This is a genomic window from Mycobacterium sp. NGS68, from assembly GCF_059812195.1.
Genome location: NZ_JCALCE010000010.1, coordinates 99,279 through 116,486 on the forward strand (window position 1 = coordinate 99,279; position 17,208 = coordinate 116,486).

Consider the following 17,208-nt stretch of genomic DNA (forward strand, 5'->3'; position numbering starts at 1 on the left):
ATGGCGGAATCGACGGGTGGGCCCACCACGGTCTAGAGGCCAAATCGCCGCAATACGCGCGGGCCCATGCCTTTTGACGTGCGCTCGGGTGGCTGTCGGTGCGCGTAGGGCCACGGCTGATGGCGCTCCGGCACCGACGACGCGCGCTGTTGCTTGAGCTGCATCCGCAAATGCGCACGCAGCTCATGCAATTCGGGATCGGTCCAGCGGTTGACGGCCTCGTAGGGATCGGCCGTCAAATCGTAGAGCTCCCACTGGTCGTCGAGCGGATCGGTGCGATAAGCCTCGCCGCCAATGCCATTGGTGGCCAAGTGCCGGACGCCCGGCTCGGTCCAGGTGGCCGGGTCGTCGAAGGTGCGGACCAGCTTCCACAGCCGGCCGTCCACCTTGACCACCAGCCCCTCGAAGTTGGCGGCGACGTGTGCCGGCACCCTAATACGCAGTGGTGCAGGAGGATTCGAATCGCGACCCAGTTGCCGGGCGAACGCCGAAGCGCCGGTGTCGCCTTCGAGGACGTTGTCGCGGGTCATCAGGTAGATGGCCCGGTGCTCGTCTGCCGGGGCGCCGTCCACCACGGGCATCAGGTCGCGCCCCGGCAGCGGATGGACCTCGGAGAACCGCTCGGCCAGACTCGCGGCCACCACGTCGACGTCGACGCCGGCGGCCCCGAGCAGCGTCGGCACCAGGTCGACGTGCGACGTCGGCGCGTCGATCGTGCGCGCCCGCGTGGCGTTCTGGCCGACGCGGGCAACGACGAACGGCACCCGGGTGGCCTCGTCGTAGAGGTTGAACCACTTTTGGTGCAGCCCGCCGTGCGCCCCGAGCAGGTCGCCGTGGTCGGAGGTGCGCACCAGCAGTGCGTCAGCTGATCCGCCTTCGGTGACCGCGCGGCGCACCCGGTCGATCGGCGCGTCGACCTCAGCGTGCAGCCGGTAGTAAAGGTCCCGGTAGCGCTGCGCGTTGCGCCGGTAGGTGCGGCCGACCACCGGCGCGGGGCCGTATCCGGAGTAGTACGCCTCGCGGAAGGCGATCTGCGCGGCCGGTTTGGTGGCGAGGTCTTCGTCGGCGGTGGGCGCCGGCGGTACGTGCGGCGGGTCCAGCGGCCCGGGCTGCAGCGGGCTGCGCCGCACCCACGCCGGAAAGAGCACGATGTCGTGCGGGTTGACGAAGCTTGCCACCAGCAGGAACGGGCGCATTGCCGCGGTGTCACCGGCCCGACGCCGCGCATACCGCTCCTTCAGCCAGGCGACCACACGGTCGGCGATCAGCGGGTCGCGCCGCAGGCCGCTGTTGGCGTTGCCGGCGCCGTGGGGTTCGGGTCCCACCCAGCCGGAGAAGCCGTACGGGGCGAGCGGGTCGGCGTCGAGATAGCGCTGGACGGCGGCGGGGTCGACGACGCCGTCGTCGTCGTTGGTGGCCAACGAACCCCCCGTTTCGGGGTCGTGCAGGTCGGCGTGCGAGATGTGCCACTTGCCGTCGTAGTGGGTGTCGTAGCCGGCCGCGCGAAACCAGTTGCCCAGCGTCGGCACCTCGCCCGCGCGCAGCCAGCGCAGCCGCGAATCGTCGAACCGCTTGCCGATGCCGTCGGTCTGGGTGACTCCGTGCAAATCGGGGTACTGGCCGGTGAAAAGCGTTGGGCGACTTGGCACGCAGGCCAGCGAGCCGGTGTAGTGCCGCGTGAAGCTCACGCCGTGTTCGTCGAACCAGCGGCGACCGGCGAGCGTGCGATGGCGCCAGGCGAGGATGTCGGGCGACTCGTAGGGCGGGACCGCGCGCTCCTCGTCGGTCATCAGGATGACGATGTCGGGTCGGTCAGGCATGGGCGTTCTCCATTCGGCGTGCCAGCCCGGCGAGCAGTGCGTCGGATTGCTTGGCCATGGTCCGGGCGACGACGCGTTCGGCCACGCGGGCCAGCGGGCCGGACCCGATCTCGACGGTGCTCGTCAAGGTCACTTCGGTGGCTTGAGGCCGCTCGGCGAGAGGCCGCACGGTCCAGCGGTTGGCAACCTTGCGCAACCGCCGCGGCAGGCCGGTGATGTCGTAGGCCAGCGTCGTGGGCGCGTCGAACGCGGTGATGCGCTCCAGTACGGTGTTGCGGCCGAGCTGCACGCGGCGGGTGGTGCCCAGCGGTGCACCGCCGGGGCCTTCGTTGGCGATGGCGGAATGATCGACGTTCGAGGCCCAGGAACTCAGCGCGCCGAAGTCGGCCAGAACGTCCCAGATCGCCTGCGGCTGAGCGGCTATTGTGCGGCCGCGGCTGATGTCTGCCACCCCGCCATCCAACACCATGGCCCGCGTTTGCGTGCCGGGATTGCTGTGGTTGAGCAGGTCGCTACGGTTATGGGATGCCCGAACAGGTCAACAGCAACGTGGTGGATCCGGCCGCGGATCCTGACAACATCGGCTCACGCATCGATCCGGTCCTCGCACGCAGCTGGCTACTGGTCAACGGCGCGCATGGCGACCGGTTCCAGGCCGCGGCGCACTCTCGGGCCGACATCGTCGTTCTCGACATCGAGGACGCCGTCGCGCCCAAAGGCAAGGACGCCGCCCGCGACAACGTGGCGCGCTGGCTCGACGGCACCAACACCGACTGGGTGCGCATCAACGGCTTCGGCACCCCCTGGTGGGCGGATGACATCGCCGCCCTTGCCACCAGCTCGGTCGGCGGCGTGATGCTGGCGATGGTCGAATCGGTGGACCACGTCACCGAGACCGCCCGACGGCTGCCCAACGTGCCGATCGTGGCCCTGGTCGAAACGGCCCGAGGTTTGGAGCGCATCACCGAGATCGCCGCGGCCAAGGGCACGTTCCGGCTCGCCTTCGGCATCGGCGACTTCCGGCGCGACACCGGCCTGGGCGAGGAGCCGACCACCCTGGCCTACGCCCGGTCCCGCTTCACGATCGCCGCCAAAGCGGCCGGCTTGGCCAGTGCGATCGACGGGCCGACCATCGGCTCGAATGCGCTGAAGCTGATCGAGGCGACGGCGGTGTCCGTCGAGTTCGGAATGACCGGGAAGATCTGCCTCACACCGGACCAGTGCGCGGTGGTGAACCAGGGCCTGTCGCCGTCTCAGGACGAAATCGGTTGGGCGAAAGAGTTCTTCGCCGAATTCGAACGCGACGGGGGAGAGATCCGCAACGGGTCCGACCTACCTCGGATAGCGCGGGCCACCAAGATCCTGGAGCTGGCTCGCGCGTACGGCATCGAGGCGTCGGAGTTCGAGGACGAAAGGGTGCACATGCCCGCCCCGTCGGACACGTATCACTACTGAACCGGGGGAGGGGTCCAGCTACCGTCGAGGATCGCCTGGTCCGGCCAGTAGGCGCGCAGGTAGAGGGAGAAATCGCCGTCGGGGGCCGGAAGCCAGTTGGGCAGGGCGTCGTCGTTGGGCGGTCGCGTGCCGACGTGCAGGGTCAACGACCCGTCGCGGTCGAGCCTCAATGTCTTGTTTTTGGTGCCCAGCGAGTACCGCCGCAGGTCGTTGGGGTGGAAGAAGTGGTGCTGGTTGTAGAGCGTCAGGGACCAGAATCCGCGGGTGGGCGGCAGCTGGTCTTCGGCGAACGTGACGGTGTAGTTGTTCGCGCCATTCAGACGAATTCCGCGGGCATCGAGGTCCTGATAGAAATACATCGTCTCAATGCTCTTGTTGACGAAGATGTTCGACCGCGCCACGGCGGTGCGGGTGAAGTAGTCGGTGCCGAACCGCGCACCGTTGGGCACGTATGTCCAGTGGTGCGGCAGCGGCAGACCGTAGTTGCGGAATTCGAAGAGCGGGCGAACCAGATCCTGGTCACTCTCGCGGGCGGCGGCGGTGAGCGCCGCGGCCGCGCCGGAGTCCGCCTGGGCCGCTTCGAGCAGCGCGCGAATCTGGCCGTAGATCGCCTCCTCCCCAGGTAGCGGCGGGACTGCGTCGAGCACGGCCGGCAGTTGGTCCACAAACGCGTCCGGGTCTACCCAGCGCACCTCGGCGTCGCCCGTGTCGCCGGGGTATGACGGGACATCCGACCAGTCCACCGTTTTCATCCGTCCGTCGAACTCCGACAGGGGATAGCCGGTGATCTGGTTGACGACCGGCTGGATCGCCGTGCGGTCTTCTGCTGTGTCGTCCATGAACACCCGCGGAAACGCCGCCCCGATCCGGGTTGGGCAACGGAAGACCGCGGTGATGCCGTCGGGTACCTGCCCCGCCCAATCGTCGTGGGCGAGCAGATAAAAGCCCGGCGTGGTGTCATACATTTTGCCGAGTTCGGCGACGCTGTCCGTCCGTTGGTCGACGACCTGGTAGACCCAGAATCGGTCGCCGAAGTCGGGGACTTGCAGCACGACGGGCTCGTCGGCGAGGTCGCAGACCGATTGGCCGTACACCACATCCTGATTGGGGCAGGCCACCGCGCGCTCGGACGGCTCGATGTAGTCGCGCAGCATGCACAGGCGGTTCGGCGGCGCGACCGGAAGCACACCGCCGGCCAGCCCGGGGGCCGGAATCTTCTGGTACGTCAGGAAGCGGTTGTAGATGTTGATCATGGGCCACGCCCAGAGGTACGCAACGCGCCCCATCTGACGGACGAACGAATCCGTCATGCGGGTGCCCGCGACCGGGCCGGTGGTCACATCTTCTCGATGTCGCCGGGTATCCATGTCTTATCGATCGCCTCCTCGGTCGGGCCGTAAAGCCGCAATATGGCGAAAAATCCTCTGCCCGATACGGTTTGGAGCCAGTTGCGCTCCTTGCCGGCGGGAGGTCTCGGACTCAGGTAGAGGTCGACGCTGCCGTCGTCGCCCTCCTCGGGATGATCCCGCACACCCAACGACGGAAACCGCTGGTCGTTGGCAAGGCCGGCTCCGTTCTCGGCCTCGTAAAGGGTCAACGACCAGAAATTGGCCGCCGGGATGTTCGCGGGCAGGTGCAGGCGATACTCATCGTCACCGGTGAGCGGCTGGCCGTCGGCGTCGGTGAACGCGATCATGTACTTGGCACCGCGACCGGGAATCTGCGAGATCATCCCCGGGCTGATCGAGTAGTAGTTGGTGAAAAACCAGCTTCGCAGATCCACGTCGAGATATCCGGCGGCGACCCGATGCCAGCTCAGATCCAGTGGGCCAGACGGGTTTTCGGGTGTCCCGTCGGCAACGGGGTTGACCCAACGGCGGTCCGGATAGACCCGGAGCGAACGTCCGCCGACATCGTCCTGAAAGCAGATCACGCGGCTCATCTTGTAGCCGGTCTTTGCGGCGTAATCGAGGATGGCGCGGGTGCGCTCGTCGGGGGCGAACGGCTGGTCCTTGACGATGCCGAGAGCCGCCAGCAGGCCCAGCCAGTCGGGCCCGGCCAGCGCGGTGCCCTCGCGGTCGAGCAGTCGCTTGAGCTGTTCGAACGCGCGGCCGTCGGTCGCCGGCAGCATGTTGGCCGGGACACCGGACGCGTCCGGGAACGTCATCGGCTCGGCCTGCTCGCGCTGACCGAGCGGGTAGATGCGCGATTGCTCCACGAGTTCAACCGCCGGCGTGAGGTTGTCCGGGTCGTCGTAGAACGCGCGCAGGAACACGAAGACGCCGTTGGTGCTCGAGCGGTAGACGTAGTGGCCCTCGTGCACCTCGCCGGCGTAGCCGGGCGGCAACAACAGGAACGTGCCGCCCTCGCCGGCGTCGGGCCCGGGGAGCCCGACGTCGCCGAAGAACTTGCCGCCGTCCACCGGGATTGGTCGCTGCCAGAAGTCCAGCAGAATTCCCTGCAGGCGGGGCGGCGCCTCGAACACCAAGGGCCCGTCGGTTCCGAGGTCGACGTATCCCAGCGCGTAGATGACGTCCGAGTTGGGCGTGGTGATCAGCGTCTTGGCGTCCAGTCGCTTCTTCCAGACCGGCAGGACGTGGTAGCCGGAACCGAACAGAACCTCCGAGCCTTCTTGCATGCCAAGGGTGTTGAGCAACGGCAGCGCCCACAGATAGGTTTGCGTGGCGCGCTGGAACAACAGCTCGTCACGCAGCGTGGCGCTGGCCTCGGGGGTCGGTCGATTCATCGCGAACGGGGAAGCGGCCAATTCCTGAAAGCGCCCAAGCTCCGTCGGTCCGGTCATCATCTGCCCATTCTGCTCGGTGTCAGAGCAGGCTTGCCGTGAGACCACCGTCGACCACGAAGGCGCCTCCCGTGCAGAACCTGGACCGGTCGCCGGCGAGGAACAGCGCCAGGTTCGCCACGTCGTGCACGTCGACGTACCCGCCCTGCGACTGGTGGATCAGGCCGTCGAAATCGGTACCCAGCGCGGCCTCGTAGTGCTCGCGGTTGGCCGTGACGAGTTTGGTCTCGGCAAAACCCGGGAGGATCGCGTTGACCCTGATGCCGGCCGGACGCAGTTCGAGTGCCGCCGTCTTGCTCAGATTCACGACAGCCGCCTTCGCCGCCGCGTAATGCCCCACCAGTGGCACACCACCCAGGGCAGTCACCGAGGCCATGGTGATGATGGATCCCGCTGTCTGCGTTGTGACCATCGTGCGCGCCGCATGTTGCAGGGTGAGGAAGACGCCGTCGAGGTTGATGGACATCATCGTGCGCCAGGTATCCAGCGACATCTCCAGCAGCGGGGCGACCGTAGCGATGCCGGCGTTGGCGACCGCGATGTCGACCCTGCCGTAGCGATCGGCGGCGCGATCGAAGAGTTCGGCGACGCTGTGCTCGTCACGCACGTCGCAGCGCTGCGCGGCGGCACCCGGCACGGCGTCGGCGGCCGCCTCGGCGGCCGACTCGTCGACGTCGGACAGCACGACCTTGGCACCGCGTGCCGCGTATGCCTGGGCGATCTGGTGACCGATACCGCGTGCGGCGCCGGTGATCACGGCGACCTTGCCGGCCAGCGAATCGGATGCCGCGGCGGTCTGGGTCGAGGTTGCATGTGTCATGTTTCGTCCTCCTTTAGAAAAGGCTGGCGGTCAGGCCGCCGTCGACCAGGTAGTGGGCGCCGGTGACGAATCGCGCATCGTCGGAGGCGAGGAAGGCGACGGTCTCGGCAACCTCGTCAGGGGTGCCGAAGCGGCCCTGCTTGAGAGTGATGAGCTCGTCGAACGAGATCGGCGCGACCGCCTCGATCGGCGCGGCCAGCCGGTCGGCCATCTCGGTCTGGATCAAGCCCGGGCAGACCGCGTTGACGCGGATTCCCGCGGGGCGCAGTTCGATCGCCGCCGATTCGGTGAAGCGGATGACCGCACCCTTGGATGCGCAATACGCGCTGAGCAGTGGCCGCCCGCGGTTCCGGCGACAGACGCCAAGTTCACGATCGCACTGCCTTCGGCCGCCGCCAGCGCCGGTATCGCGGCCCTGGTGAAGCGGAATGTGCCCGTGACGTTGATGTCGAGGATGCGACCGAAATCATCCTCGGTGAGTTCGGTGATCGGCTTGGCGATTTCGATTCCTGCGTTGTTGACCAGCAGGTCGACGCCGCCGAAGGCTTCAACGGTGGTGGTAACCGCCGCTTCCACGTCTGCCGTGGACCGTACGTCGCAACGTACTCCGATGCTGCCGTTGCCCAGCTGCGCCGCCGCCTCGTCGGCCCCGTCCGCGTCGAGGTCTGCCACCGCGACCCTGGCGCCGCCCTCGACGAGCCGCTTGGCGATCGCAAGGCCGATCCCGCGGGCGGCGCCCGACACGATCGCGCGCCGTCCAAGTAAGTCCTTCATCCCCGGTGACCCTTCCTATCGAAAATCGTTGTCCCGTTCTATGTCCCCGCGTAGCGAGGACTCATCGGGCTACGGTACGAATCGGCCTTGGCGCCAACGCAGTCTCGAGTCGATGAAGTTGCGCGCTCATGTTGTCGATGGCGAACAAACACGGGGCCTGGTGGGGCGCGGCTATGATTCTTCGTGTTGGACGGAGTTCTGATGAACACTGCAGTGGATTTCCACTTCGACCCGATGTGCCCGTTTGCCTATCAAACGTCGCTGTGGATTCGCGACGTCCGCGAACAGCTTGGGATCACCGTCGACTGGCGGTTTTTCAGTCTCGAGGAGATCAACCGCGTCGAGGGTAAGAAGCACCCGTGGGAGCGCGACTGGTCCTATGGCTGGTCGCTGATGCGGATCGGCGCTCTGCTGCGACGCACCGACATGTCGTTGCTGGACCGGTGGTACGCCGCGATCGGACACGAGTTGCATACGTTGGGGGGCAAACCACACGACCCCGAGGTCGCGCGGCGGCTGCTGGGCGACATCGGCGCCGGCGCGACGGTGCTGGATGCCGCGCTTGAGGACCCGACCACCCACGACGAGGTGCGCGCCGAGCATCAGCGGGTGGTCGACGCGGGTGGCTACGGGGTGCCGACGCTCTTTCTGTCGGGGCAGTGCCTGTTCGGGCCGGTCCTGGTCGACCCGCCGACCGGTCCCGACGCCCTGACGCTGTGGAACGTCGTCACGGGCATGGCCGAATTGCCACACGTCTACGAACTGCAGCGGCCCAAGACGCAAGCCGACGCCGAGCTCATCGGACGAAGCCTGCGCCCCTACCTCGACGGCCGCGACTGGGTGAGCATCAATCGCGGCGAGGTCATCGACGTAGAGCGGCTCACCGGCGGCCGCAGTCCTTCCTAGGCCGCGTGTCGGGCGATGGTGATGCCGACTTGGATTTCGAGTTCGCTGATCGTGATCACCGGAGCCCGCGGCGGGGCCCCTGACCGATATCGGTGACCCGTGGGAGTGGTGTATTCGGCGGTGTGGGTGTGGTTTTCATCGATGCGGGTGTGGACCTTCCAGCCGGCGGCTTCCTTCGCGAAGTTGCACTGCTGGCAGGTGCCCAGTCCGTTGACCGCCGTCGTGGGGCCGCCGTCGGCCCAGGGCGTGGTCGCGGTGGCGGATCGGCGCGTCGCAGTAGGGGGTGCGACAGCGCTGATCGCGACGCTCGATGAACGTGGCCAGCCCGCGCGGGAACAGCCGTGCGCGCGATTCCATGGCCACCAACGCGCCGCTGCCCGGGTGCGCGTAGAGCCGGCGCAACGTCACCCGCGAGCGGCGGTCGGTGGCCGCGTCGGCGATCAGGTTGCGGGCCACCGCGGCGGGGATGGGCCCGTAGCCGCCGACTTCGGCCGGGGTGTCCGCCCCGCCCAGCAGCGTGGCATCGGAGACCACCAGGTTGACCGCGACCGGCACGGGCACCGCCGCGGCACGGCCGGTGACCCGCTCGACCAGAGTGTCGGCCATCACCTGCCCACGCGAGCGCCCGTCAGCACAGGTGTCGGCGGCGCGCCGCAGCGCGGCATACACGGACACCCCCTGGGTCACCGGCAGCAACGCGGTCACATACGTCATGGTGTCCGGCGCCGGGCGGATGCTGACCGTGCGGTCCTGTTCCGCGTTGGCGGCACGGTCAACCACCGCGTGCGGGTCGAGGCGGTAGGCGATAGCCTTGGCCGCCGCGGCCACCCGCGCATCCCCCATCCCGTCCAGCCCCGCGGCATCGGCACACAACTCGGCGTCCAGGGCGCGGCGGTCCTCGACATCCAGACAGGCGCTCTCGCGCACGATCAGCGTGGCGCGCCACTCCGAGAGCTCCCCGCATTCCAGCGCGGCCAGGGTATGCGGCATCTCGTGTACCAGTGCCTTGGCGAACCCCAGATGCCGGTTACCGCGGGTCGGAGAGTCCCGCCGCGCCAGCGCGATCTCGCTGGCCAACCCCCGACCACGCCGCCGTGCGGGCACCCGGGCCTGAGCCTCGGCGGCCCGCCGCGCCGCATCCAGCGCGGCCGTCGCACGGGCCTGCCCCGCCGCCGCCGCAGACTTCACCCGCTCCAACTGCGCGATCCGCTCGATCAACGCCGACTCACCGGCCGTCGGGTCCACCGCCACCAATTGTTCGAACATACTTTCGACTTTACTCCACCCGGGCGACAAGCGAGCTTTTCGTCCCGCGGGGTGCCACGATGTTGACGTGGCTACCCAGTGCCGGATCCGCACCGCACGGATCTACGACGACGTCGGCCCCGGCGAAGGCCGGCGCGTGCTTGTCGACCGCATCTGGCCACGCGGAATCCGTAAGGAGGACCCGAGGGTGGGCATCTGGCTCAAAGCCGTTGCCCCGTCGAAGGATCTGCGTGAGTGGTACCACCACCGACCCGAGAGATTCGACGAGTTTGCGTCGCGCTACGAAGCGGAGCTGGACGGCAACCCGGCGTTGGAGGAGCTGCGGCAGCTGGCCGAGAAGGGTGGCGTCACCCTGGTCACGGCCACCCGCGAGGTGGATGGCAGCCACGCGGCGGTGCTCGCCAAACTTTTGAACGGCCGCTGACCGATGGAACTGGGATTGCATGCCCTGGGAATTGGCTCCGGCGCCGACCGTGCCGTGATCGATGCGGTTGCCTCCGCGGCGGAAAGCAATGGCTTCGCCACGCTCTGGGCCGGCGAGCACGTCGTGATGGTGGACCGATCCTCGTCGCGCTATCCGTATTCCGACGACGGCGTCATTGCCGTTCCCGCTCAAGCGGATTGGCTCGATCCGATGATTACGTTGGGCTTCGCCGCGGCGGCCTCGTCGCGCATTCGCATCGCGACCGGCGTGCTGCTGTTGCCCGAACACAATCCGGTGGTCGTGGCCAAGCAGGCCGCAAGCCTGGACAAGCTGAGCGGCGGCCGGCTAACGCTGGGGATCGGAGTCGGCTGGTCCAAGGAGGAGTTCGACGCGCTGGGCGTCCCCTTCGAGCACCGCGCGGCGCGTACCGCCGAGTACGTCGCGGCGATGCGCACGCTGTGGCGCGACGACGTCGCGTCCTTCGACGGAAGGTTCGTCGGCTTCGACTCAATTCGCGTCAATCCCAAGCCCGTTCGTGATCGCCACATCCCGGTCGTGCTCGGTGGCAACAGCGATGCGGCCCTGCGGCGGGTGGCCGCCTGGGGCGACGGTTGGTACGGCTTCAACCTGGACGGCGTCGAGGCCGTAAGGGAAAGTATCGGCAAGTTGGAGCGGCTGTGCGCGGAGTCCGGACGTGACCGTGGTGATCTGCGGCTTGCCGTGGCCCTGCGCGACGCCCACGTCGCCGACGTCGGCGCGTTGGCCGAACTGGGTGTCGACGAGCTGGTGTTGGTCGAGTCGCCGCCGGAAACTGCCGACGCGGTGGCTGACTGGGTGGCGGCGCTCGCGGACAAGTGGTCCTAAGAGAGCGCGGCCAGCGCGGAGGCGGTGTCCAAGTCCGCGTAGGCGACCGAATACCGTTGCGCCAGAGCGACGGAAATGTCGCGTCGCTGCCAGGCGCCGGCGCTCGCGGTCACCAGCCACAGCGTCAGCCCGTGTGCCACCGACGCGCGGTATCGCAGCCAGATGTCGTCGGCGCTGGGCAGTTCGTCGGAGGGCAGCCCCAGCGACTCGCGGTATTGCTCGAGAAGGTCCCGCTCGCTGCGACGGCGGTCCTCGATCGTCAGCGCGCCCTGCAGGAAGTAGCCCAGATCCAGCGACCAGTTGCCGCGCCGGGCGACCTGCCAGTCGAGGAAACCCACCTCGCCGTCGGGCGTCAGATACGTGTTGCCGATGTGCGGATCACCGTGCAGGAGGGTCTGCGGCGACTCGGACGGCGTTGTCAGCGTTCTGATGTAGGGCTTCCAGATCGACTCGATCAGCTGGTCGATAGTCAACGACATGACCTCCGGCGGCGCGTCGTCGCCGAGCTGTTCCAGCGCGGCCGGCAGCGGCGCCAATTCCATTCCGTCCCAGGGTAGGAACGGTTCGAGCCAGCCCAAGGCGGGTTCGCGGAGCACGCGCTCGCCCCAGAATTTTCCGTGCATCCGCCCCAGGCCGCGCACGCCGGTCGCCACCTGCTCGACCGTCATGGGCCTGGTCGAGTCGCGGGGATCGGCGCCGCGCGCGGTGAGGTCCTCCATGATCATCACGAAGTCGTAGTCGGCCTCATCGATCGCGGCGGTATAGACGACGGGGTGCTCGAGGGGCAGGTCGACGCCGCACATGAACAGTCGCGGCTCGTGGAACATGCCGCTGGTCAGCCGGATCATCGCCTTGTGCGCGGGATCGGCGGCCTTGGCGAACACCGTCGCCGGTCCGTTGCCGGCCGAATACGTCACGGCGAGGCGGGCCCGTCGGTTGGTCCCGTCGTCTCGGCCCGCAACGCTCACCGACTCGACCGTGGCGCCCGGATGATCCGCGGCCAGCGCTGCCGACATCCATTCGGGGGTGATGTCCTCCCAGGTCTTCGGCACTGACGGGGCGGTGGTGGTCACCGGCGGGTCCTCTCGCAGCGGTTAAGAAACGGCACGTATCGTTTCCTAAGTGAGGGTAACGCAACCGGGTGAGAGCCAGGTCGGAAGGCCGCGCGATGCCCAACTGGATCACGCGATCCTGGCCGCCACCCGCGATCTCCTGGCGGCCGGCAGTTATGCCGAACTGTCGATGGAAAGCGTCGCGGCCCACGCCGGTGTAGGGAAGAAGACCTTATATCGGCGCTGGTCATCGAAAGCCCCACTGGTCGCCGCAGCGGTCCTACAGGCCTACGGGGGATCGGGATCTTTCCCCGTCGCCGAGACCGGCGACATCCGTGCGGACCTGCGGTCGTGGCTCGACGAGCACGCCGACTTTTTGGCCGAGCCGCCCAACGCCGCTTTGGTGCGGGCCCTGGTCGCGGCCGCGGCGGCCAGTTCGGCCGATGGCGCGGCCCTCTACCAGCAACTTAGCGCGCCTCAGCATGCCGGTTTGATGACGCGACTTCGCCGGGCCGCCGAGGCGGGGCAGATCAGGGTTGGCGCCGACCTCGGCGCGGTCGCCGACGCGCTGATCGGGACCTTGCTCTTCCACGCATTGGCGCGGCCCGGTTCTGCGGCACCTTTCGACGGATTGGTGGACGCGCTGGTCGACGGCGTCGGCAATCCGTGACGAGCAGACGCAAACGTACCCGACACGCCGACCGAAGTGGCGCTTTTGCGTCTGCTCGGGGTAAGAGGCGTCAGTAGTCGTACTGCGCCAGCGTGATGTCCCCGACGCGCTGCGTCCGGTCGAGCGACAGCGCCGCCGGAACCATCTCACTGGTCACCAGGCCGTGGTCCTTCGTGAGCTCGTCGACGACGTCGAAACTGCGCGCGATGGACTCCGGCGTGTCGACGATGATGGTGGTCACCGGCACCCTGCGTGCGACCTGAAAAAGCTTGTCGCCGTGCGGTTCATGGTTGCCGTGGAATCCCCAGATGCCGCGTAGCACGGTCGCGCCGCGGGCCGTTTGCGACCGCAGCAGTTGTTGGACGATCGCTCGATGAATCGGCAGTCCGTCGTGCCGGGTCGTCTCGGCGGTGTACACCATCAACTTCTGCCACAACGCTCGGCCCTGGTCGTCGGTCGTCGGGAGTTCCTGCGGTCGCGCGAACAGATCGCCGTCGCGCTTGCAGAGCCGTACCCGCTCGACCGTTAGCAGCGGGTTAGGCACCACGTTGACGAGTTCCGATGCGGCGGAATGCACTTGAGCGGCCGAGCCGATGCCGATGATCATCAGCGGGACGTTGACGTTGCGGCCGAAGAACAGGGCCCGACGGCGATCGCCGTGCGCCGTGCCGTCGACACCCAAGAGCACCATGGCGCCGGCGAATCCGAGCCGATGCAACAGATCGCAGACCGCGAGGTACGCCAGCTTCCCGCCGACCCGTTCCTGACGCCCTACGTAGACGGTCAGTTTGGCGCCGTCTTCGCTCTGGCCACCGCCGAAGGCGTCCAAGTTGCGCAGTTCGGGGGTGACCAGCCGCGCGCGCTCGAGGGTTACCAACCCGCTGTCGGTCAGGGCGGTCACGTCGCCGACCAGCGAGCGGATCTTCGGCTCGACGTCCACGGCCGCGACCGCCACCGCCGGATCCTCGGACAGGCTCAGTGATGCGTCGCTGCGTAGCTCGTGGTTCGGCCCGAAACTGGCTATGCCCCGCAGCATTACGCTCGTCGCGACGCCGCTGGCGCCGAACAGATCCAGTATCGCATCGGCGAGAAACGCGCTGCGGTGACCTACCGCGCGTTGCCGCTCGGCGAAGTACGTCGTCAACTTCAGGCACGGCTGGTTCATAGCTGCCCCGCCAACCATTGTCCGAGTAGCGCGGCCGAAAGACCGAGCACGACGCTGACGGCGATGTTGGCGACTGCCAGCCACACCTGCCGTTCCTCGCCGAGTCGCTGGGTTTCGAGCATCCAGGTGGAAAACGTGGTGTAGGCGCCGACGAACGCCGTGCCGGCCAGCAGGGCCGCGTCCTTACTCAGCGCCAGGCCGCCCACGAAGCCGAGCAGCGTGGCGCCGGTGATGTTCACCGTCAGCGTGCCGAACGGAAATGACCGCGCCATCCGGCGGGCGACGGCGCGGTCCACCAGGAAGCGGCACACCGAGCCGATTCCGCCGACGACAAAGACACCCAGCCAAACCAGGACCGTCGTCGCCGTCATGAGCGGACCCGCACCCGGCGAACGAGAGCCGTCGCCAGGTGCGCCGCCAGCAATCCCAGCACGATGCTGACCACGGTGTAGCTCGCGGCCAGCAACCAGTGGTGGTGCTGGATCATCTTCACGGTCTCGACCTGCATTGTCGAGAAGGTCGTCAGCCCGCCGCAGAGTCCGGTGCCGAGCAACGGACGCCGGTAGCTCGACAATGGCAGCCGCTCCAGCAACCGGGTGGTGAAATAGCCGACCAGGAAGGCGCCGACGATGTTGACGACGAACGTCGGCCAGGGCCAACGCGCCGGATCGGGGACGGCGAGGGTCGCCAGCCCGGCACGGGCCGCAGAACCGAGCGCTCCGCCAGCGAAAATCGCGGCCAGCTCCCGATAGTCGTGGTTCGCCACTGGTCAAATCCTTTCGATATGCCGGTGAACGCTTCGCAGCGTAGCGGGACGGTGAAGGGTGCAGCGGGCAGAATTGGCGACATGGCCTATTCCCGAGCCGGTCAGCCGGCCCAGCCCGAAGACCTCGTCGATCTACCGCACCTCGTCACGGCCTACTACTCGATACAGCCCGACCCCGACGACCCCGCCCAGCAGGTTGCGTTCGGCACCTCGGGCCACCGCGGTTCGGCGCTGAACGGGGCGTTCAACGAGCCGCACATCCTGGCCATCACCCAGGCCATCGTGGAGCACCGGGCCGCCCATGGCATCACGGGACCGTTGTTCATCGGCCGTGACACGCATGGCCTTTCGGAACCGGCGTGGGTGTCGGCGCTGGAGGTGCTGGCCGCCAACGACGTCGCGGTGATGATCGACGCAGCCGGCCGCTACACCCCGACCCCGGCGATCAGCCACGCCATCCTCACCCACAACCACGGTCGTACCGACGGGCTCGCGGACGGGATCGTCGTGACGCCGTCGCACAATCCGCCCTCGGACGGCGGTTTCAAGTACAACCCGCCCAACGGAGGCCCGGCGGACACCGACGTGACCAATGCGATCGCCCGGCGCGCAAACGAGATCCTGCGTGTCGGGTCGGGTGTGAAGCGGGTGCCGTTTACCCGGGCGCTGGCGGCCGCCGAGCGCCACGACTACATGGGCAACTACGTCGAGGACCTGCCCAAGGTGGTCGACATCGCCGCGATCCGCGAAGCCGGCGTGCGGATCGGTGCCGACCCGCTGGGCGGGGCCAGCGTCGATTACTGGGGTGCGATCGCGTGGCGGCACGGTCTCGAGCTGACCGTCGTCAATCCGCTGGTGGATGCGACGTGGCGGTTCATGACGCTCGACACCGACGGCAAGATCCGGATGGACTGCAGTTCGCCGGACGCGATGGCCTCGCTGATCGCCAACCGGGACCACTACCAGATCGCCACCGGCAACGACGCCGACGCCGACCGGCACGGGATCGTCACCCCCGACGGGGGCCTGCTGAATCCGAACCACTACCTGGCCGTGGCCATCGACTACCTGTACACACACCGGCCGTCGTGGCCGGACGGCATCGCGGTGGGCAAGACCGTGGTCAGTTCCTCGATCATCGACCGCGTGGTGGCCGGCATCGGCCGACGGCTCGTCGAGGTGCCGGTCGGATTCAAGTGGTTCGTCGACGGCCTGATCGGCGGGACGATCGGCTTCGGCGGCGAGGAGTCGGCCGGGGCGTCGTTCCTGCGGCGCGACGGATCCGTGTGGACCACCGACAAAGATGGCATCATCATGGCGCTGCTTGCCGCCGAGATACTGGCCGTCACGGGGGAGACGCCGTCGCAGCGGTATCGGGCACTGGAAGGCCAGTACGGCACGCCGTTCTACGCGCGGATCAACGCCCCCGCCGATCGCGACCAGAAGGCCCGGCTGTCGCAATTGTCGGCGAATCAGGTGAGCGCGGTAGAGCTGGCCGGGGAGCCGATCGTGGCGAAGCTGACGACCGCGCCGGGCAACGGCGCGCCGCTGGGCGGCCTCAAGGTGACGACGGCCAATGCGTGGTTCGCCGCGCGCCCGTCGGGCACCGAGGACGTGTACAAGATCTACGCGGAGTCCTTCAACGGCCCCGAGCATCTGGCCGAGGTGCAGAAGATGGCCCGTGAAGTGGTCAATTCGGTCATCGAGTAGACCACGGCTTCGGCGTCGTCGGCGTCACATAGCCACACCAGCCACTGTCCGGACCGAACGCGGCCCTGACCAGGCTCCCTACCAGGGACTTTGAACCCGTGTTGCCAGTGGTGTAGCTTCGATTGGCACAACTTTTCGGGGCTATGGCGCAGCTGGTAGCGCACCACACTGGCAGTGTGGGGGTCAGGGGTTCGAGTCCCCTTAGCTCCACCGAAAAACCGCAGGCAGGGCGTTTCCAGCGATTTTCCCGTCAATACGCGGTGGGGAATCACGCCCGGCCGCCGGTCGGCGGCTCACGCCGCATACGCCACATCGGCCGCGGTCTGATCCGCCCCGACATGCAACCGTCCGTGGTTGAGGTAGAAGCCGATGCCGGCGGGGCCACCCGCGCGGGGCGGTTGGCCTTAAAGCTGGCCGGCCTTGCGTGACCGGGCCGGCGCGCGGCCCGGCGAGCAACGCCGACAGAGCGGCGTGGCGTTGCGTGCGATGCGTGAATGTTTGACACGCCGTCGAGACCGTATGACGACACCGGCACCGCATTCCTACCACGACGCCAGGGTCGTGAGTCACCGCCTCCCACTGAGTGGGCGGACGGCACGGCTTTAACGCAAACAATCTGATCAACTGACACCGGCGGCCGGACAAGGTCGACAACGGGACCCACTATTACGTTGGCCGCCAGAATCTCTCGGAAAGGGACGTACTCTCCGATG

The 17,208-nt window shown here is 67.8% G+C and carries 15 protein-coding genes, 1 tRNA gene and 2 pseudogenes; 7 read left to right on the forward strand and 11 right to left on the reverse strand.

Annotated elements, in window-relative coordinates; all coding sequences use genetic code 11:
- Positions 1-32: 32 nt before the first annotated feature.
- A complete protein-coding gene (locus tag AC5Y5V_RS13410) occupies positions 33-1,820 on the reverse strand; it encodes a sulfatase-like hydrolase/transferase (protein ID WP_499935610.1) in 1,788 nt (595 codons plus the stop codon).
- Entirely contained in the window at positions 1,813-2,289 is a 477-nt protein-coding gene (locus tag AC5Y5V_RS13415) for an SRPBCC family protein (RefSeq protein WP_499935612.1), read from the reverse strand. The genes AC5Y5V_RS13410 and AC5Y5V_RS13415 overlap by 8 nt, the downstream gene beginning before the upstream one ends.
- A gap of 56 nt (positions 2,290-2,345) precedes the next feature.
- On the opposite strand from AC5Y5V_RS13415, the gene AC5Y5V_RS13420 reads away from it, so the two are divergent.
- Positions 2,346-3,275 (forward strand): HpcH/HpaI aldolase/citrate lyase family protein, encoded by a 930-nt coding sequence (locus AC5Y5V_RS13420; protein WP_499935616.1) that lies wholly within the window; start codon positions 2,346-2,348, stop codon positions 3,273-3,275.
- Here AC5Y5V_RS13420 and AC5Y5V_RS13425 read toward each other — a convergent pair.
- The 4 genes and pseudogenes from AC5Y5V_RS13425 to AC5Y5V_RS13440 form a co-directional block, all read right to left on the reverse strand.
- On the reverse strand, positions 3,269-4,615 hold the full coding sequence (locus AC5Y5V_RS13425) for a DUF1254 domain-containing protein (RefSeq protein ID WP_499935619.1): 1,347 nt from the start codon (positions 4,613-4,615) through the stop codon (positions 3,269-3,271). The two genes, AC5Y5V_RS13420 and AC5Y5V_RS13425, sit on opposite strands and share 7 nt — an antisense overlap.
- On the reverse strand, positions 4,612-6,081 hold the full coding sequence (locus tag AC5Y5V_RS13430; RefSeq protein WP_499935623.1) for a DUF1254 domain-containing protein: 1,470 nt from the start codon (positions 6,079-6,081) through the stop codon (positions 4,612-4,614). The genes AC5Y5V_RS13425 and AC5Y5V_RS13430 overlap by 4 nt, the downstream gene beginning before the upstream one ends.
- Before the next feature lie 19 nt (positions 6,082-6,100).
- Positions 6,101-6,898, reverse strand: coding sequence for an SDR family NAD(P)-dependent oxidoreductase (locus AC5Y5V_RS13435; RefSeq protein WP_499935627.1), 798 nt, complete (start codon positions 6,896-6,898; stop codon positions 6,101-6,103).
- 13 nt (positions 6,899-6,911) lie between these two features.
- Positions 6,912-7,672, reverse strand: a pseudogene (locus tag AC5Y5V_RS13440) (SDR family NAD(P)-dependent oxidoreductase).
- A 201-nt stretch (positions 7,673-7,873) separates the two neighbouring features.
- On the opposite strand from AC5Y5V_RS13440, the gene AC5Y5V_RS13445 reads away from it, so the two are divergent.
- The gene (locus AC5Y5V_RS13445; RefSeq protein WP_499935631.1) at positions 7,874-8,578 is read left to right on the forward strand and encodes a mycothiol-dependent nitroreductase Rv2466c family protein; all 705 of its coding nucleotides are present in this window, start codon (positions 7,874-7,876) and stop codon (positions 8,576-8,578) included.
- On the opposite strand, the pseudogene AC5Y5V_RS13450 reads toward AC5Y5V_RS13445, so the two are convergent.
- A pseudogene (locus tag AC5Y5V_RS13450) lies at positions 8,575-9,844 on the reverse strand (HNH endonuclease). The gene AC5Y5V_RS13445 and the pseudogene AC5Y5V_RS13450 overlap by 4 nt on opposite strands.
- 67 nt (positions 9,845-9,911) lie before the next feature.
- Between AC5Y5V_RS13450 and AC5Y5V_RS13455 the strand changes: the two are divergent.
- Positions 9,912-10,268 carry a DUF488 domain-containing protein gene (locus AC5Y5V_RS13455; protein WP_499935634.1) on the forward strand — a complete coding sequence of 119 codons (357 nt, stop codon included), beginning with the start codon at positions 9,912-9,914 and terminating at the stop codon, positions 10,266-10,268.
- 3 nt (positions 10,269-10,271) lie between these two features.
- The gene (locus tag AC5Y5V_RS13460; protein WP_499935636.1) at positions 10,272-11,132 is read left to right on the forward strand and encodes an LLM class F420-dependent oxidoreductase; all 861 of its coding nucleotides are present in this window, start codon (positions 10,272-10,274) and stop codon (positions 11,130-11,132) included.
- Here AC5Y5V_RS13460 and AC5Y5V_RS13465 read toward each other — a convergent pair.
- Positions 11,129-12,148, reverse strand: coding sequence for a phosphotransferase (locus tag AC5Y5V_RS13465; protein ID WP_499935873.1), 1,020 nt, complete (start codon positions 12,146-12,148; stop codon positions 11,129-11,131). The genes AC5Y5V_RS13460 and AC5Y5V_RS13465 overlap by 4 nt on opposite strands.
- Positions 12,149-12,254: 106 nt before the next feature.
- On the opposite strand from AC5Y5V_RS13465, the gene AC5Y5V_RS13470 reads away from it, so the two are divergent.
- On the forward strand, positions 12,255-12,854 hold the full coding sequence (locus AC5Y5V_RS13470) for a TetR/AcrR family transcriptional regulator (RefSeq protein WP_499935639.1): 600 nt from the start codon (positions 12,255-12,257) through the stop codon (positions 12,852-12,854).
- Positions 12,855-12,924: 70 nt separating this feature from the next.
- Here the strand turns inward: AC5Y5V_RS13470 and AC5Y5V_RS13475 are convergent, their stop codons facing one another.
- The 3 genes from AC5Y5V_RS13475 to crcB (AC5Y5V_RS13485) are packed head-to-tail and all read right to left on the reverse strand — an operon-like array spanning position 12,925 to position 14,785.
- Positions 12,925-14,019 carry a DUF190 domain-containing protein gene (locus AC5Y5V_RS13475; RefSeq protein WP_499935643.1) on the reverse strand — a complete coding sequence of 365 codons (1,095 nt, stop codon included), beginning with the start codon at positions 14,017-14,019 and terminating at the stop codon, positions 12,925-12,927.
- Positions 14,016-14,390, reverse strand: a complete 375-nt coding sequence (gene crcB, locus AC5Y5V_RS13480; RefSeq protein WP_499935647.1) for a fluoride efflux transporter CrcB — start codon at positions 14,388-14,390, stop codon at positions 14,016-14,018. Before crcB (AC5Y5V_RS13480) ends, AC5Y5V_RS13475 begins: the two co-directional genes overlap by 4 nt.
- Positions 14,387-14,785, reverse strand: coding sequence for a fluoride efflux transporter CrcB (crcB, locus tag AC5Y5V_RS13485; RefSeq protein ID WP_499935651.1), 399 nt, complete (start codon positions 14,783-14,785; stop codon positions 14,387-14,389). Before crcB (AC5Y5V_RS13485) ends, crcB (AC5Y5V_RS13480) begins: the two co-directional genes overlap by 4 nt.
- An 81-nt stretch (positions 14,786-14,866) precedes the next feature.
- Here crcB (AC5Y5V_RS13485) and pgm point away from each other — a divergent pair, with 81 nt between their 5' ends.
- Positions 14,867-16,495 (forward strand): phosphoglucomutase (alpha-D-glucose-1,6-bisphosphate-dependent), encoded by a 1,629-nt coding sequence (gene pgm / locus AC5Y5V_RS13490; protein ID WP_499935656.1) that lies wholly within the window; start codon positions 14,867-14,869, stop codon positions 16,493-16,495.
- 137 nt (positions 16,496-16,632) lie between these two features.
- Positions 16,633-16,705: transfer RNA gene (locus AC5Y5V_RS13495), tRNA-Ala, on the forward strand.
- The last annotated feature ends 503 nt before the right edge of the window (positions 16,706-17,208 follow it).